Here is a 16,533-nt window from a genome sequence, read left to right as displayed (position 1 = left end):
AATATGGCTTATTGCTTTCTTCCGATTACTAAGGTATTGGTGCCTAGCACCTCGTTATGGATATTGAAAACCATAGTATCTGTATACAGCGCGATCAGCTGTTCTAGTTTTTGATGATTTTTAAGTTGGATGCCGGCATTAAATAACACTGTTCCTTTGGGCTTCAGGATGGAAATGATATGATCCCAAAATTCCTGACTGTAAAAGGATTCGGGTACCTGGTCGTCAATAAAAAGGTCAACGATTATAAAATGATAGGTGTTTTTGGAATGAGCCACATAATCGAATGCATCGGATTCGATGATAGTTATGTTGTCGAGGCTATCGACTTCAAATTCGTGCTTCGCCAAATCTATAGCTACAGGATCTAATTCTACTGCCGTAATGCTGCCTTGATGCTTAAATTTTTTTCGTAAGGAATGTAGGACACTTCCAGCGCCTAAACCTAAAACTAAGATATCGGACTTGCTATCAAAATAGATCTTAGATATGCCATATTCCAGTACACGTTGTAAAGATCCATAAGAATAATTGGCATTTTGGCTATCTAATACTTTTTTGCCGTTTATCCACGTAATCTCTAGTGTTCCACTAATCTTAGAGCTTATGGTTTTGGTAAAGGGTATGATGTAACTGGCTAATTTTTTCAAGAGTTTTGTATGCTAGTTATTTTGCCATTTCATAAGCTTCTTTAATCCAGTCGATCAACTCTTGATCTACCTGATCAACAGCTTTTAGTTGCACCCTATGAGTACACATGGTTCCAAATGGACCAGAATCTAGTAATCGATCTGTGGTGGGTTTACCGGGTAATTTTAGGCCAAGGTCAATTCTGGTTTTCGTGGCAGGTTTGATAAGTGTAAACTGTTTGGTTCTAATAATACTAACACTGGTTTTTTTTGGTGTAATGGTTACATCGGTACCTAATGCTTTCACTAGGCTTAGTAGTTTTTCGTAAATAGGAAGCAAGTCTTCTTTTCCTTTATATTGGTTTGCAACTAAATCATCGGGAGTGTCTGTAGCTTCTTTGGATAAAGCAACGATGGTGTTGGCAAAACCGTGGGTAACTCCGTGTGATTCTTTCAGAAACTTGACTGCTTCACCGTGTTTGGCAAATGACTTTTCATTTAGAATGTGTTTCCATTGCGCTAATGATTTACCTGTTTTCTCAGGCATGTTATCAATCATGGTTTGTAAGGCTTTATCCATAATCTTAGTGGTTTATAGTTTGTCCCTTAGCAAGATAGGTAATTAATTGTAGGTAGGATAATTCATTGCCAGCAATAAAAGCTTATATCCCGCTTTTTTGAGTATATAATTTGTAAGATAAAAGATACGGCATTCTTAAGAGTTATTCAATACGTGGAAATAAAAAATCCGATCGGTTTAGGATCGGAATTTTTTATACTATCGTGTTGGTATGTTTTTAGTTATTCAACATCACCGGCATTACCAGCATGGTTACATTTTCGCCTTCATCGAGTCCGTCTACCGGAGTTAAAATTCCTGCGCGGTTAGGTAATGACATTTCTAACTGCACATCGTCCGCATTCAGGTTGCTTAGCATTTCACTAAGGAATCTAGAGTTAAAACCGATCTGCATATCATCACCTTGATAATCACAGGTCAATCGTTCTTCTGCTTTGTTAGAGTAGTCAATATCCTCTGCGGATACGTTTAACTCTGCACCTGCAATTTTGAGACGTATCTGATGTGTTGTCTTGTTAGAAAATATAGATACCCGTTTTACCGAATTCAAGAATTGATTTCTGGCAATGATTAATTTGTTTGGATTTTCCTTTGGGATAACTGCTTCGTAATTAGGATATTTTCCGTCGATTAATCGACAAATCAATTCGATATTATCAAATGAAAATTTAGCATTCGATTCGTTGTATTCGATAGCCACATCCGTATCGCTTCCTGCTAAGATCCCTTTTAAAAGATTTAAAGGCTTTTTAGGCATAATAAACTCTGCCGTTTGTGACGCTTTTAAATCTGCTCTGGAGTACTTTACCAATTTATGCGCATCTGTCGCTACAAAGGTCAATCCTTCGGTTGAAAATTGGAAGAATACACCACTCATCACCGGTCGTAAATCATCATTACCGGTAGCAAATATCGTTTTGCTGATCGCTGTTGCTAAAATATCTCCTAAGATGGTTGTGGAGCTAGGATCTTCTAACTCTACCGCTTTAGGGAATTCTTCTCCATCGGCATAGGCTAACGCATATTTACCGTGATTAGAACTAATTTCTACCGTATTATTATCGCCTACCACAAAGGTCAGCGGTTGCTCTGGGAACGTTTTTAAGGTGTCTAACAACAAACGTGCAGGCACAGCAACGACACCAGTGTCAGAAGATTCTACTTCTAACTTCGCAGACATCGTAGTCTCTAAATCCGAACCGGAAACGGTAAGGGTGTTATTATCTAATTCGAATAAAAAGTTATCCAAAATAGGAAGGGTGTTACTGCTGTTGATCACACCGCCTAATACCTGAAGTTGTTTCAATAAATAGGAACTGGATACTATAAATTTCACTCGTTATCTAATTTTAGAATTAATAAATAAAAACCAAAACCAATACCAGGCTGTTTTACACTACAAAAAACAAACGAACTGCAGTAGTGCAACAACCCTTGATTTTTAGGCTATGGTACCGCAAATATAATTGTATTATCAGTGGATTGTAGTATGTTAAAAACGTTAGTTATTAACAAACACCCATTAGTTATTGACTATTACAGGCTATATGTCGATTCTGCTGAATTTCCTAAATACTATCGACTACAATGCATAGCTAGCGTTTGATAAGCGGATGAAACCTAGGTTATCGCTGATATCTTTTGCGTCGTATCCAGGTAAAGAGTACACCAAAACCGATTAAGACCAGTATAGGAACTAGAGTGTTAATGAATTGCCAGCTGGTGCGCTGTGCCACTACTTTTTCTACATTCAAAAACGGAATCTGAACGTCTTTGCCGCGTACCTCAATTAAGCCGGTATCATCGAGCAGGTAGTTTACCGTATTTAACAAAAATTCTTTGTTACCGTAGGTAAGGTTGAGATAGGGATCCAATCCCAAAGGTAGCGGTTGTCCTCGGCGTACGGTGTTTTTTATAACATCCCCATCAGCTACAACAACCATTTTTGTAGGAGCACTAGTGGTTGTAAAATCAACTGTAGTTAAAGGTTTAATTCGATTGGCATAGGCAGATGTAAAATTGCCTTCGAGCAAAACAGCTAAAGGTTGTGGACCGGCGGTATAGGTGCCAAAATCAGGTTTCTCCCTGATCATTTCAATATTCAATGGTCGTGGAACCCCTTCCAATCGGGTTTGATCAGAACTGGTCAACAAAATAGTTTTGTCAATGCTATTGGGTAAGGTATCGATCTGATTGGCAAAATCAAATTTTACGGACTCGATATTTTTTACAATCGGGTGCTCACCATAGCTGCGAGCTAAGGGGGTGTAAAACCATCGATAGGGGGTAAACTGTGTATTATTGCCCTGGCCGCTGGCCAATACCAAAGGGGTAGATTGCAAGTCGTTGATCAAAACAGGGTTCACCCGAACCCCATACGAAAACAATTGATCATCCAGATTCAAATCGCGATAAACCGCTACATTCACTCCTTCGGGGTTGAGTAGGCTGTCAATATCCATCGCCACGGATTCCACCAGCCAAAGGGATTTACCTCCGTTCATAATAAACTGATCCAGCACAAATTTTTCTTTTTCAGAAAAGGCTTCTGTAGGTTTGGCATTGATAATCAGGTCGTATTTTTTTAAGTCTGCTACCGTTTTTTCTGGATTGGTAGCCACAGAATCAAGGGTAAACGCGCCTAGTAGGTAGTAGTCTTGTAGCGTTTTGATAAAATCTGCAATCTTGATATCTGGCAATTGACCATTCCCTTTGAGCACTGCTATTTTGTGTTTTCTGGGTTGTAATAATTTTTTTAAGGCATCGGCAAACGTAAATTCCAATTGCTGTATGGAATTGGTTACCCGTTCTTCGGTGGTCGCCCCGATGGTATTTTTGATCAGCGGTATTTTAACGCTTTGATTTTGATAATTCATAATCGCCCAGGGGACTACCGTTTCAATTTCGGTTTTACCGCTTTCTTTGACCGTAACCTCCATTGGAGTCAACCCAAAGCGTTGCAGCTCTGCAATGGTTTCGCTCCTAAATTCTTCCTCCTCAATAGGATTGGTAAATACAAATTGAATCTTTGGATTGAGCGCATTAAACTCTTCTAAGAGTTGCTGAGTTTCGTATTGTAATTTCCTAAACTCAGCCGGAAAATCACCTTTGAGCAATACGTCGATAGCAATGGTTCCATGTACATCTTTCACCAGTGTAGTCGTGGCTTCGGATAAGGTAAAGCGCTGGTCTTCGGTAAGATCGATTCTGAAATAACTGTAGGAGATAATACCATTAAACACCAATAAAGCAATAAGATTAACTCCAATCCGCCTCAGTGTTTTTTTCAAGGGTAATTGCTGTAGTAGCGTAACCGAGATGGCAATAAAAAAAACCGTAAACCCTATAAAATAAAAGATAGCTCTACTGTCTAATACCCCCTGGTTTATTTTTTCGTAATGCACTTGCATTCCGATTTGTTGGATGTAGTAGTCTGCGCTGCCAAAAACCGAAAAATTAGATAAACCGCTAAAACCAAAATAGAACAAAAAGCACAAAAAGGTAGCGGATAAAAAGGCAACGATTTGATTAGCGCTACACGAAGATGCAAAAATACCCATAGCCGTAAAAGCACCGCAGAGCAGGAATAATGAGATATAAGATCCTAGGGTACTCCCTACATCAAAATTGGCTACAGGATCACCTAACTGTGCTATCGTCAACACATAGAGTAATGAGGGTAATAAGGCCATAAGAATTAACACCAGGCTACCGAAATATTTACCAAGCACTAACTTTGTTTTGGTCAATGGTTTGGTTACTAATAATTCCAAGGTACCCTGCTTTCGCTCTTCTGCAATACTGCGCATCGTAATGGCTGGTATGAGAAATAGCAGCAACCAGGGTGCTAATTGAAAGAAAGGCAACAGGTCTGCAAATCCACTATCAAAAATATTGAATTGCCCTTTAAACACCCATAAAAACAAACCATTGATGAGTAAAAATATGGCAATGACGAGGTATCCAATTGCAGAAGAAAAGAAGCTGTTGAATTCTTTTTTAATAATAGCCAGCATAGTGTAATGTGCTTATGAGGTGTGTATGTTTATGTTGTGATCTATGTTGAAAACCTAAAATTACGATTTCTCTACATTATATAACGACTGAACGCTCCAGGCTTCTGGTTTTTGATTGAATTTAATCTTAGTATTCGCCCAGACCTCTTTAAATAACGCAGAGTTGCGATAGTTATTGAGGTGTGCTTCCGATTCCCAGTAACTATAGGTAAAAAATTGATTGGGATGTTGTACATCCCTTAATAATTCTAAATGATGACAGCCTTCAAAATTACGGATCATTGCTTTTTTAGCATTGAATTCCGCTAAGAAAGCGTCTACTTTAGCTGGCTCAAAGCCCATTTTTACAATTCTGGTGATCATTACACGATTTTTTTTATCGGCACAAAGCTACAAAATTGCTATAGAGTTTTAGGAATATGGGAGCACAGTTGAGCACAAAATAGTTGCAGATGAGCACCCGGCTTCGCTAGTGAAGTGCTATCTTAGTTGACTAGTGAAAGCAATATGATGATATTTTTAGTAGTAATTGTTATGATGAGCAGTAATTCGCATCCGGCACAGACCCAAATGTTATTTGACTTTAGCAAAAACGCAACGGTAGACCAATGGCAGATTGTGGACGATGTGGTAATGGGCGGTCGATCTTCTGGTAATTTTAGATTGAATGATGAAGGTCACGGTGTTTTTGAAGGTAAGATTTCCTTAGCCAATAATGGAGGGTTTTCTTCGCTACGCTATCGTTTTGATGCTGTAAATGTAAGTCAATACACCAAAGTGGTATTACGGGTTAAGGGAGCCAAGACCACGTATCAATTTAGGGTTAAAGCCGATGCCAGTGATTATCAATCCTATGTGTATCCGTTTGAAACTACGGGGGAGTGGCAAGATATTGAAATACCACTTAGCGAAATGTATCCTACGTATAGAGGTAGAAAACTGAATATGCCCAAATTTGCGCATCCTACAATTGAAGAGCTCCGCTTTTTGATCGGGAATAAAAAGCCAGAGCAATTTCAACTATGCATAGATTACATTCTTTTAAAATAAACCAAGTGGTTTTTACCAAAAGTGATACGCTGGGCAATGCTTTTTGTAAGATGTATAAAAGTGTGTAATGGATGGAGAAAGTCTACCGTGTTGGCTGTACTTTTTAGTATCTTTCCGTAGCGATCTGTAAACACCAGGTACACGGCAAATACGCCAAAAACGGATAAAACCAATTAGTGATCACACAAAGCTATGCAGCAAAAAAATAGGCTTGTCAACAAAGTATATCGATACCTACTCTCTGAGGAGACCAAGGAAAAAGCAGAGAAGGCGATACTTTATGTAGCCTTGCTGAGTTTCTTTGTGCATTTGGTGGTGATCTATCTGGTGCGCTTTGAGGTGATGACACTGTCACCTACCTCACAGTTGCTAACCAACCCTATCTCTGCAGTGTATACGCCCTTTTCTTTTATCCTGATCTATGAGGTGTATTTGTTGATTTATTATTTGCCCAAATCGTTTTCCATCTACATCAGCAAACAGTATGAAATCATTACGCTAATTATTATTCGTAAAATATTCAAAGATTTATCGGACTTAGAGCTGTCTTCGAATTGGTTTGAGATCAAGGGCGACTTGCAGTTTACCTATGATATTATCGCCTCGTTATTACTGTTTTACCTGATTTTTATATTCGAAAAACAGGTAAAAATCAAATACATCGATCGGCAGGAGATCCAACCCATCATTGACCGCTTTATTGAAAAGAAAAAGGTAATTGCTATCGTATTATTGCCGTTGTTTGTAGGTATTGGATGTTATACGCTCGTTGAATGGGCGGTGGAGCTCTCCAATTACGATGGGGTCACTCCGTTTGAAGGCATCAACAACCTGTTTTTTGATCAGTTTTTTACCATTTTGATTTTGGTCGATGTGGTGCTGCTATTGATTTCCTTTTTTTACACCAATCTCTTCCATAAAATTATCAGGAACTCTGGTTTTGTGATCTCTACCATACTGATCCGGATGTCCTTTGGCACCAGCGGCTTAACCAGCACTATATTGATTGTTGCTGCAGTGGCTTTTGGGTTGCTTATCATCTTGATCCACAATGCCTACGAAAAGAGTATTTTGGATAATAAACTCTAAAGTTACGTTTAAGCTTTTTTGATGGCTATAGTTGTTCCGTAACCCGTAGCAAGTATCGACGACATATCCTTACCCAACACTTTGTTGAAAAAAAAGCTGATTATTGTTGAAAGGTAAATAGGATAAGTGCTTAAGGATTTATGAATTCATGTACTTTTATACTATGAAACGAGGGAATAACTATACCGGTGTGTTTATTCTTACGTTGGCAGCAATAAAAACAATCAATACAAATGAAGTTTTCTGAAAGACTTGGATTGTTCAAACCCAGAACAAAATTAGAAAAAGATCAAATGCCCGATGATCTCAGAAATACTCTATGGTCTATTATTTGTGATGAAACTTTTGGAAGACTATCAAATCATAATAATGGATATGGAAATGGTCCATCTGCATTAGCAAATTTTTTTCGTCATCTCTGGAGAGATTTTTTCAAAATACCAATTGACAACTTACAAATCTATGACGGTAAAATTTATCCAGAAGATGCATATAATTATGTAAGAAAATGGTTTTTTGATGCCAAATAGTATGAGATTTATGAATATTTAGAATTTTGTGCGGAGGAATTTAAGGATCCATTCGTAGCAGTTTGTAATCCATATCTTGAACGTGAATTATCTGCTTTCAGGTTTGTTGGATTAACTTTACTTGAAATAGACTCTTCAAAGGAAATAGAAGAGATCGAAAAGGCATTAAATTCGAGTATGAAATATCGGACTGTAAAGCTACATCTTGAAAGTTCTTTAAAGCTTATAACGGATAAACGTAATCCTGATTATCGAAATTCAATTAAGGAATCAATATCAGCAGTAGAGTCTTTAAGTAAAATTATAATCGGAAATGATAAAACAACTCTTGGGCAAGCTTTAAAAATAATTGACCAAAAACACCCGTTACCTAAAAGTTTAAAATCCGGTTTTAGTGCTATATATGGTTACACTTCGGATAGTGGAGGAATTAGACACGGACTTTTGACTGATCAGATAGCTCCAGAATTAGAAGAAGCCAGATTTATGTTAATCGCTTGTTCTGCATTCGTAAACTATCTTATCTCAAAACATAAATAACTGCTGCCAACACGATATATGATGTCATAACAGCTAAGTAATAAATCCAATGGTTGTTATATTTTTGGTAAGGCGCAATGCTTGCGAAATGGATAAGTTAGCAATCAATGCGGAGGAAAGTCGATGGCTTGGTAACAATTTGCCCTACTACGACACATATATTAAACGTTGTGTTCAAGCTGAAAAGAAAATAATCGGAATGTCCAAAATTTACAATTATATTGACCAGAAAGGTATTCCATTTAAAAAGTTAGCTAGCTTCTCAATAAGAATTCAGGAAGATGACATTTTAAATAGACTGAAAATTGAATCTGATGAAACTACAGATAGAATCATAAACAAAGGGGAATTAATTATTTCTACCCATAATCATCCTAACGTAAAAGCACCCGATTTTCCAAATAAATTCAAACTAGATAAAAAGCCCAAGAAGAAGTTGCTATTAATTGGCTAAAAGATACCACAGGTTATATTGTGGATGAATTTAAAACGCTCTTCGAACTAGCTGAATTAAACCAAAAACCATTTTTATTACAGATTGAGAGAGGAATTAGGAATTATTTTTTAGTACTCGCAACGAAATTTATTAATGGAGACTTGATTGTCAGAGAAAAGTATAATGGTTATAATGGGTTTATTCAAGAAAATTTCATTAAAACATTTGGACAAATAGAAAAAATAAACGGAACTATAGGCATTGATGGTAAGATGAATGACTTTGGGAATTTAACCGAAGTTGGTGGAGATTTGTGGTTTTCTAATCATGTTTATCAAGAAAATTTAGAATCTATCAAACCATTAAAAATTGTTCACGGTGATTTAAATTTAAAAAATACACATGCAACTTTGGAGTCTTTAGAGGAGGTTGGAGGAAATTTAAATTTAAGAAAGACTACATGTCATAACATATCATCACTTAAAAGAGTTGGTGGTAATATATTGGTGTCAAAAAGTCAATTGGACAACTTTGACTTCTCTAAAGTTAAAATCAATGGAAAAATTAAGACGTATAATGACAAATTTAATCAAGGACAATTAAAATAACCTGCTCATCCAAGTTTGTAACTTCGATGCAAAGTGATTGACAGTATTTTTATTGCGTTAAGCTTATCTACGTGAAATGTTATATCTTTTGAAGTAAATAGTTCATTGTTAGGAGCTCATATTTTATAAAACACCAAAATGGTTACTTTTGGAAAGTATTTAAATAAGTCACTTACAACTAAAATGAGAACAAAAAAAGCAAAAAGATATGATGAGCAAATTGATCGAGAAATTGAAAAATCAATAGTTCGTTTCTCGGAACATCTTATGTCAAACTCAAAATGGGTTCGGTTGGTAGACAGCCTTGTGGATAATTTAAATTGGATCGAAAAAATTAAATTCAAGAAAGTACAAAATGAACAGATAGGCGAACTTTATTTGGAAGAAGATATAACATATGGTTTTGATTATTGGCAAAACGGATTTGAGGGTCATAATTCATTAGGAGGTTGGCTAACTTTTAAAGAAATTGAATATCTGATTTTTCCTAAACGCGTGAGTACTGAGCCATTGTTAGAACAAAACTTAATAAAGATTCAAGAAATAATAGAAAGCGTTGGAGAATTTGCTCTTGATATCAACGAAGAAAGAATTAAATTGATTTGTTATCGATAATTACGAAACAATGGGGAACTGATCTAGAGTATAATCTTGGTTTAATTTTAAACATTCAATTAGCATTAGATCAAAGCTATACCGATAAATTAATTTTGAATGTATTTAAAAGGATATCGAATAAAAACAACTAATAACTCTAAATCAGTAACACTTCCTAAATGGGATTTTGGTGGAGACAAACCTTGGACAAATACATCTTGGAACAAAACACTAGAAACTATACGAGGAATTAGTAAAAAAGAGTATCCTCTAATTGTTTTAGATCTAGATAACCTTGATTATTCAGAAGTTCAATTACAAGATAAATCGGCTTTTGAAGAATGGTTAAAAGAAGTAATGAAATAAATAATGCTAAGAGTCAGGAAATATAGAAGTTTCGAAATTATTTTATTTTTATAGCTCAGTATCTTAAGGTGTTCTATTATATTGACCTCATTAAAAAAGAATTAACGTCGATGATACAGAAAGATTTCATTCCCTTATTCATTTGTTTAGTGCTGCTGATCTTTTCTATTGGAGATACTCTTTTTACGGATTATGTTTTGGATTATAAGTTTTTCTTAGGGTTAGGATTAATACTAATTTCTACAGTTCTTTATTTTAAAGCAAAAAGAATTTACATCTATATATTTATTCTGACATTATTACTTGGATTGATGAATATAATTGAATTAAGCCATGTAAGTGTAGTATATAGTATAGGGTTTGGCACAAGCTTCATTACTTTTAATCCAGTATTTTTGGGGTTACTAATTCTGTTTTTTGTTTGTAGTAAAGGAAAACTAAATGAATTGTTTCCTAACAAGGAAATAACGGATACTGAGTTGGCAAATGAAAAGTTAGCAATGGAAAAGCGAATTAAAGGGTATGAGCTAAAATTTCAGTCAAAATCAGAATCTGAATTACAAAATATTGCAGACCAAAACAGTAAATATGTCAAGGAAGCAAAAATTGCAGCAAAGCGTATCTTAGGGTCTAAAACGGAACTTTGATAAATGCTCATCGAAGTTTGTAACTTCGATGCTGTAATGCAGAGAATGATTAATTTTTATCCTATTCGATTAAATAGAATCTTAAATTTTCTGAGTTAGCGCTCTTGTTTTTAAAAGGATATACGCCCATAAGCTCCTTTGATATTACTAAAAACTTTATTTTATCGAAAAATTATAATTTTCAACTTATAATTGAAGCAATAATCAATTAGTAACATGCATAAAATCAATTTAGTAATTCTATTTATATTAACAATTTTAATCTCTTGTAACTCCGTAGATAATTCCATTAATGTAATTGTTAATGATAGTTTAGACCTTGATTTGGTAAAAATTCAATATGGTTTTTATTCTGGTAGTGAAGCATCAGACAAAAAATTGGTGAGTAGTGGATTAGATAAAATTATCTTTGCAGACAGTCAAAAAAGAGCCTTTAATACCATTTGTGGAGAAAATGACTTTTTAGTGACCTATGCTGACAAGTATTATGTAAAAGTTCGTCATTTTATACCTAATGATTTTAGGGACGGTGTACCAGATGAACACGAATATATTTTTGAAATAACTCGTGAGCCTAACGGACTTCTTTTACATCTTAAAATTGAGGGTACGAATGGTACGACCATAACTAAAAAGTTTTCAGAAATAAAAAATGCGGAAAATAATAGGCAAGGAAAGAAGATAAGTGAATAAACTTAAGCACGTAATAAAACAATGTTATGAGCAATGATAAACTATTAGGATGGATAGGAATTGGTGTTTTCCTTTGTTTAACGCTTCAAGGTATTTCTTTTTTGGTTTCACTAATTCTTGAAGAGTCTCTTTTATATTCAGAAATGAAACCATTGTATAGCTATGGGCTTTCGCAATATGTCTCATTAATTGTTGTACTATTTATTTTTATAGTTATAATTAAGAGACTAAAAACTATAGACGTTAACAAACCTAAAATTACGCAACGTCTTTTTATGGCATCTGTGTTTGCTTATATTATTACGCAAGTGCTGGGTTTTGCACAGCCTTTTGTTACCAGTTTATATCAAACCACTCAATATTTAGAACTTAAAAACACGTACTACGACAGTTTACAAGACCAGTACGCATTGAAAAATTTTGCAATAGAGACACCAGTTTGGTTGTTGAAGTATGTCATTATTGCCATACTTATTTTAAGAGAATTTAAAACTTATCGAGAACATTGCAGCTACTGATCGTTTAAATAAAATACAATCAGATATCAAGAGACTGCGAAAGGTACTATTTGTCTTTACCATCTTACATTTGATGTATGTTGCCCCTGCTCATCGAAGTTTGTAACTTCGATGCTTACCATAAAATTATTAGTTTTGCACTTTTTTACTAACGGCAAATTAATACCTAAATTGAAATAACAATGCCTCGCCTTAATTGGTATCCGAAGATTGGATATAGCCCAACCTTTTCTTTACTGAGCGCATTAAACATACAGAGCTAAATAAACAATGAAAAAAGGATTATTCATAGTAGGCATCATAGCCGTGATCATTTGTTGCAAGTCCAACTTGAAAATAGCGGAAAAAGAGAAAGAGCAAGAGCGAAGAATGGCGGCAAAATATATCGTAACTATGGTCGACGCTTCAAAGAAGCCTAGCGCAACTAAGATAAATACGCTAATCACCGCAAAAGTAATCGATATTTCTGGCAAAATACGTTCGATAACAATTCAAGAAGCCCTGGATAGCTATGTTGCTAACACCAAGAATGAGAATCCAAGTCAATATGCAATTTTTGAAATCAAGAATACCTCTAAGGTAATTCTACCAGTTTATGGAAAAGGGCTTTGGGATAGGATTTGGGGATTGGTTCTTCTGGATAAGACTTCGATGAAGGTAGAAAAGATTGCTTTTGACCATAAAAGTGAAACAAAAGACCTAGGGGCAAACATTGTAAAACCTTCCTTTGCTAATCAATTTATAGGCACCACAGTTGACTTAACAAAACAATCCTATACGCTTTTACAAGACAGGTATTTAAATAATACAGCCACGCAAATTGTTGATGGAGTTTCTGGTGCCACCAGGACCAGCAGGGGTGTGGTAGCTATGCTAAATGAAGATTTACATAAGTATAAAAAGTACTTGTGCCCATAAGAATGCAACGCTTAATTACAAACAATGAATAAATCCGAAAAGGAAATACAATCAGATATCAAGAGGCTGCGAAAGGTACTATTTGTCTTTACCATCTTACATTTGATGTATGTTGCCTTTTTACTAGTATCACTAGACACTATCTTGATGAATGTTGTGTGTTTAATAGCCTTCATTTCTTTCTATGTCTATTATGTACTATTTATTTGGTCTATGCCTTTGGATAAATTTGACAAATGGAAAGAAAGTATTTTGGCTTGTATTTTTGGGTTATTTGCAATGTGGCTTTGGGTGCAGTTTAATACCTTAGAAGATAAAAGGTGAACACTGGCTCATCGAAGTTTGTAACTTCGATGCTTTTGTGATGTCAACTGCGATAACTACATCTAAACATATTTTCAATTTGATTTTAATTTTTTAATTTCGATGCTTACATAAACATAACGCACACAAGTAATCTTAATAATTTAAAAACAAGCAGGTGGAAATCACAACAACCAACCCAACCAATTATAAAAAGTGGTCCTTTAGGTTCATAGTATATCTAGTACTATTAAATTGTGTCACTTTTTATTTAGCAATCAATTTTAATAGCGCATTGCACAACTTTGAGCGATTTATACGGAATATGAGCATTGCAACGGTTGTATCCATTTTGATTTTAATTGCTGGGATCGTGTTTACGATATTGAGCATAAAAAATAAGGAGTCAAAAAACTACCAGTTTTACATCTCGGTTATCGGTTTTTCTTTTTTTATAATCCTATCATTACTTTTCCTTGGTTTAGCTAGCCTAGGGTACTAAGGTTGATTCGTATTGCTATGTGATAACGTTTTCCGTAAAGTTTTGGAGACGTCGAAATCAATTAAAGTTATTAACAACTATTACCTATGAGAGTTTCAACATTTTTCTTCCTAATAGTACCCATAGCCATTTATTCACAAGGCTTTGTTAAGGATACTGATGGTTTTGTCAATGTAAGGGATACATATGATTTTAAAATCTCAAAAGTTATCGACACATTTCATAATAACCACCTGGTTTGGATTAATGATCAGTTAGGAAATTGGTATGAGGTTTGGAGTATCAAAAACAAGGACAGGAGTGGATATATACATAAATCCAGAATACTTGATATTAATGAAAAAGACAATTTTAATCGAAAAAAAATAAACGAAAACAAGTTGTTGCTGTTTACAGATAGAATTAAAATTTTTGTAGAGCGCAAAAAGTTTGAAAGGGTTGAGATTGATACCAAAAATTCCTATGATACAGATGGTAATTTACCCAGATTTGAATACAAAAATATTACCATTGATTTTCAAAATAAAAAGTATATGTTAACCAATGAAGATTACTTGAAACACCTTTATGAATCAAATGTGAACGATATGAGTGTATGTTATAATGGTAATGATAATCTTCTTTACATATCTTCATTGAATAGCGATGGTGCAGGTGCATATGCGGTTGTTTGGATTATCAATAATGATACTGATAAGATTGAAAGAATAACTACTATTCCATTCTAGTAAAATGTCATTGCGATGAAGTAATAGTTACCTACTCATCAAAGTTTGTAATTATAGCTAATTGCTTCTAACCCTTTTCTCGGAAAGTCTTTACTAATTTACTATCTTAGACTAGTGGCGGAATAGTACAGCCCAATTATCGGATAACTAATCACAACATACATAAAAATGAAAAAAATAATCATCGTTTTTTTATTAATACTTTTCATACATCTTGATGCAAAAGCGCAAACTGACTTTGTTCTTGAACCCTCTCAGAGTATGATCATGACCGGTAAAGGGCCTGGTCAAGACGCCACCATCAATCCTTATTTTGGAAAGGAGTGCTACAGTGTAGTAACGAATACCGGAAAAAGAGAATTTTCAATCCGAGTGCAACAAGATGATAAGATTATAAAAGAAATTGCAATTGCCAAAGGAGAGGTAAAGAAAGTAAAGCTTTTAAAAGATCACGAATTATATTTAGATCCTAATCCAAACGGCATCGCAAAAGCTAGCGTAGCTTATGAAAAAATGGAGTGAGTCTACGTATACTAAGGGTGTAATTGCGGTGGTATAATCTTAACCAGAAGTAAGTACATAGCGCAACTGCTAGTACAAATAATAACCCAATCTCGAATGAAGAAATTGACGCTCCTCGTTTCCTTATTATTTGCGCAGTTGACAGTATCGCAAACAGCAGTAGATAATGATACCCTTGAGATTTGGACGGTTTTTAGTACCGGTAACTTTGTGCGTCAACATGCAGAGCGAATTGTAGCACAAAAATGGCCTTTTAGTATTAAAGGTGTTGCAGGAGATGTAGTGTCTGATGAATTAATGGATACGGTAACACTCCATAACCAAAGGATATGGAAATATCTAGATCTTAACGGGTACGTTGACTCCAAAAATCAGTTCGAAATGGATATGGGACAAGAAGTGCAACGAATACAAAAAGCTGTAGACATTGCCGACGCGCATCCTAAAGTAAAAAAGTTGTTGGATAAATGGCGAAAAAGCGGAAGGCAACCGTATACAGAATTGAAAAAATTGAGCTTAGTAAGCTATGAATTTTTCCTATACAGCTTTGATCTGAACCATTTGGAGGAAGAGCAAAAATTAGAACTGCAGTATAGGGTGAATTATGACACAGAAGAAATAATCTTTACGGAATGAATGTTCTGCCCAATGTACATAATACTAAGCCTACAGAAGCCTAAGTAGGCTATATGATTAATATTTATTACATTGTTTTACAACAAAGCTAATATATCAGGCTTATATCGCCTGGTGCGCTCTAAGATTAATACGTATGTTAAAGAAAATTGCCATAACATTTAGCGTATTGCTGTACGCGATTGCAGTCCCTATTTTAGAAATCAATGATACACATATTTGGAATCCAGATTGGACACCACACGTTAGGATACACGAAGTATGGCAGTTACTAACAAACACAAGTATCGGTATATTTTGTCTATGGTTAGTTTGGTTTAAAGGAGAAACCACCATAAGTGCTCTATTAAGTGCATTTATTATGGGAGGTTTTCTAATAGCCTTCTTTTTAAAAGAGGGGTACGGTGGTTCGATGCAGTATTTAGATGGTAGCGAAAAGACCATTTTTGGAATCAATATTGGTGTTTTAGGCTTTGGTGTGGCTTTCGCTTTTTTGGTACTATCACATTTGATAACTAGAAATAAAAGGCTTTAAGTGAAAAATTATTAATAGTAGAGAAAATCGCAATTGCTATTTTATTTATATGGTGGTAAGAATAGAATTACACTTTATATTTTAAAACAG

General features: G+C 35.0%; 22 protein-coding genes. 17 read left to right on the top strand and 5 right to left on the bottom strand.

Going from position 1 to position 16,533, the window contains the following annotated elements; all coding sequences use genetic code 11:
* Positions 1-8: 8 nt before the first annotated feature.
* From EV197_RS16330 to EV197_RS16310, 5 genes are all read right to left on the bottom strand, one after another.
* Positions 9-650, bottom strand: a complete 642-nt coding sequence (locus EV197_RS16330; RefSeq protein WP_130287878.1) for a spermidine synthase — start codon at positions 648-650, stop codon at positions 9-11.
* Positions 651-666: 16 nt separating this feature from the next.
* A complete protein-coding gene (locus tag EV197_RS16325) occupies positions 667-1,209 on the bottom strand; it encodes a DUF4287 domain-containing protein (protein ID WP_130287877.1) in 543 nt (180 codons plus the stop codon).
* A gap of 217 nt (positions 1,210-1,426) precedes the next feature.
* Positions 1,427-2,545 carry a DNA polymerase III subunit beta gene (gene dnaN, locus EV197_RS16320; RefSeq protein ID WP_130287876.1) on the bottom strand — a complete coding sequence of 373 codons (1,119 nt, stop codon included), beginning with the start codon at positions 2,543-2,545 and terminating at the stop codon, positions 1,427-1,429.
* Positions 2,546-2,834: 289 nt separating this feature from the next.
* On the bottom strand, positions 2,835-5,225 hold the full coding sequence (gldG, locus tag EV197_RS16315; RefSeq protein WP_130287875.1) for a gliding motility-associated ABC transporter substrate-binding protein GldG: 2,391 nt from the start codon (positions 5,223-5,225) through the stop codon (positions 2,835-2,837).
* Positions 5,226-5,285: 60 nt separating this feature from the next.
* Positions 5,286-5,588, bottom strand: a complete 303-nt coding sequence (locus tag EV197_RS16310) for a putative quinol monooxygenase (protein WP_130287874.1) — start codon at positions 5,586-5,588, stop codon at positions 5,286-5,288.
* Between the two features lie 144 nt (positions 5,589-5,732).
* Between EV197_RS16310 and EV197_RS16305 the strand changes: the two genes are divergently transcribed.
* From EV197_RS16305 to EV197_RS16230, 17 genes are all read left to right on the top strand, one after another.
* Positions 5,733-6,275 (top strand): CIA30 family protein, encoded by a 543-nt coding sequence (locus EV197_RS16305; RefSeq protein ID WP_341273033.1) that lies wholly within the window; start codon positions 5,733-5,735, stop codon positions 6,273-6,275.
* 192 nt (positions 6,276-6,467) lie between these two features.
* Positions 6,468-7,364 carry a hypothetical protein gene (locus tag EV197_RS16300; protein WP_130287873.1) on the top strand — a complete coding sequence of 299 codons (897 nt, stop codon included), beginning with the start codon at positions 6,468-6,470 and terminating at the stop codon, positions 7,362-7,364.
* Positions 7,365-7,597: 233 nt separating this feature from the next.
* On the top strand, positions 7,598-7,894 hold the full coding sequence (locus tag EV197_RS17305; protein ID WP_130287872.1) for an AbiJ-NTD4 domain-containing protein: 297 nt from the start codon (positions 7,598-7,600) through the stop codon (positions 7,892-7,894).
* A gap of 177 nt (positions 7,895-8,071) precedes the next feature.
* Positions 8,072-8,434, top strand: coding sequence for a hypothetical protein (locus EV197_RS16290; protein WP_130287871.1), 363 nt, complete (start codon positions 8,072-8,074; stop codon positions 8,432-8,434).
* A gap of 88 nt (positions 8,435-8,522) precedes the next feature.
* On the top strand, positions 8,523-8,888 hold the full coding sequence (locus EV197_RS16285; RefSeq protein ID WP_130287870.1) for a hypothetical protein: 366 nt from the start codon (positions 8,523-8,525) through the stop codon (positions 8,886-8,888).
* A 20-nt stretch (positions 8,889-8,908) separates the two neighbouring features.
* Positions 8,909-9,478, top strand: a complete 570-nt coding sequence (locus EV197_RS16280; protein WP_130287869.1) for a hypothetical protein — start codon at positions 8,909-8,911, stop codon at positions 9,476-9,478.
* Between the two features lie 138 nt (positions 9,479-9,616).
* Positions 9,617-10,093, top strand: a complete 477-nt coding sequence (locus tag EV197_RS16275) for a hypothetical protein (protein ID WP_130287868.1) — start codon at positions 9,617-9,619, stop codon at positions 10,091-10,093.
* Between the two features lie 99 nt (positions 10,094-10,192).
* The gene (locus EV197_RS16270) at positions 10,193-10,441 is read left to right on the top strand and encodes a hypothetical protein (RefSeq protein ID WP_130287867.1); all 249 of its coding nucleotides are present in this window, start codon (positions 10,193-10,195) and stop codon (positions 10,439-10,441) included.
* A 110-nt stretch (positions 10,442-10,551) separates the two neighbouring features.
* The gene (locus EV197_RS16265) at positions 10,552-11,088 is read left to right on the top strand and encodes a hypothetical protein (protein WP_130287866.1); all 537 of its coding nucleotides are present in this window, start codon (positions 10,552-10,554) and stop codon (positions 11,086-11,088) included.
* Positions 11,089-11,304: 216 nt separating this feature from the next.
* Complete coding sequence (locus EV197_RS16260) at positions 11,305-11,781, top strand: hypothetical protein (RefSeq protein WP_130287865.1); 477 nt, start codon at positions 11,305-11,307, stop codon at positions 11,779-11,781.
* 26 nt (positions 11,782-11,807) lie between these two features.
* Positions 11,808-12,299, top strand: coding sequence for a hypothetical protein (locus EV197_RS16255; protein WP_130287864.1), 492 nt, complete (start codon positions 11,808-11,810; stop codon positions 12,297-12,299).
* A 270-nt stretch (positions 12,300-12,569) separates the two neighbouring features.
* Entirely contained in the window at positions 12,570-13,217 is a 648-nt protein-coding gene (locus tag EV197_RS16250) for an FMN-binding protein (protein ID WP_130287863.1), read from the top strand.
* Between the two features lie 24 nt (positions 13,218-13,241).
* Complete coding sequence (locus tag EV197_RS17150) at positions 13,242-13,541, top strand: hypothetical protein (RefSeq protein ID WP_207224225.1); 300 nt, start codon at positions 13,242-13,244, stop codon at positions 13,539-13,541.
* Positions 13,542-14,108: 567 nt separating this feature from the next.
* The gene (locus tag EV197_RS16245) at positions 14,109-14,750 is read left to right on the top strand and encodes a hypothetical protein (protein ID WP_130287862.1); all 642 of its coding nucleotides are present in this window, start codon (positions 14,109-14,111) and stop codon (positions 14,748-14,750) included.
* Between the two features lie 168 nt (positions 14,751-14,918).
* The gene (locus tag EV197_RS16240; RefSeq protein ID WP_130287861.1) at positions 14,919-15,272 is read left to right on the top strand and encodes a hypothetical protein; all 354 of its coding nucleotides are present in this window, start codon (positions 14,919-14,921) and stop codon (positions 15,270-15,272) included.
* Positions 15,273-15,368: 96 nt separating this feature from the next.
* Positions 15,369-15,908, top strand: a complete 540-nt coding sequence (locus EV197_RS16235; protein WP_130287860.1) for a hypothetical protein — start codon at positions 15,369-15,371, stop codon at positions 15,906-15,908.
* Positions 15,909-16,044: 136 nt separating this feature from the next.
* Positions 16,045-16,443, top strand: a complete 399-nt coding sequence (locus EV197_RS16230) for a hypothetical protein (protein WP_130287859.1) — start codon at positions 16,045-16,047, stop codon at positions 16,441-16,443.
* Positions 16,444-16,533: the final 90 nt, after the last annotated feature.

Origin of the sequence: Aquimarina brevivitae, assembly GCF_004216895.1 — a bacterium.
Lineage (GTDB): Bacteria > Bacteroidota > Bacteroidia > Flavobacteriales > Flavobacteriaceae > Aquimarina > Aquimarina brevivitae.
The sequence above is the reverse complement of the archived record's forward strand: the minus strand, read 5'-3'. Positions and strand labels throughout refer to the sequence as shown.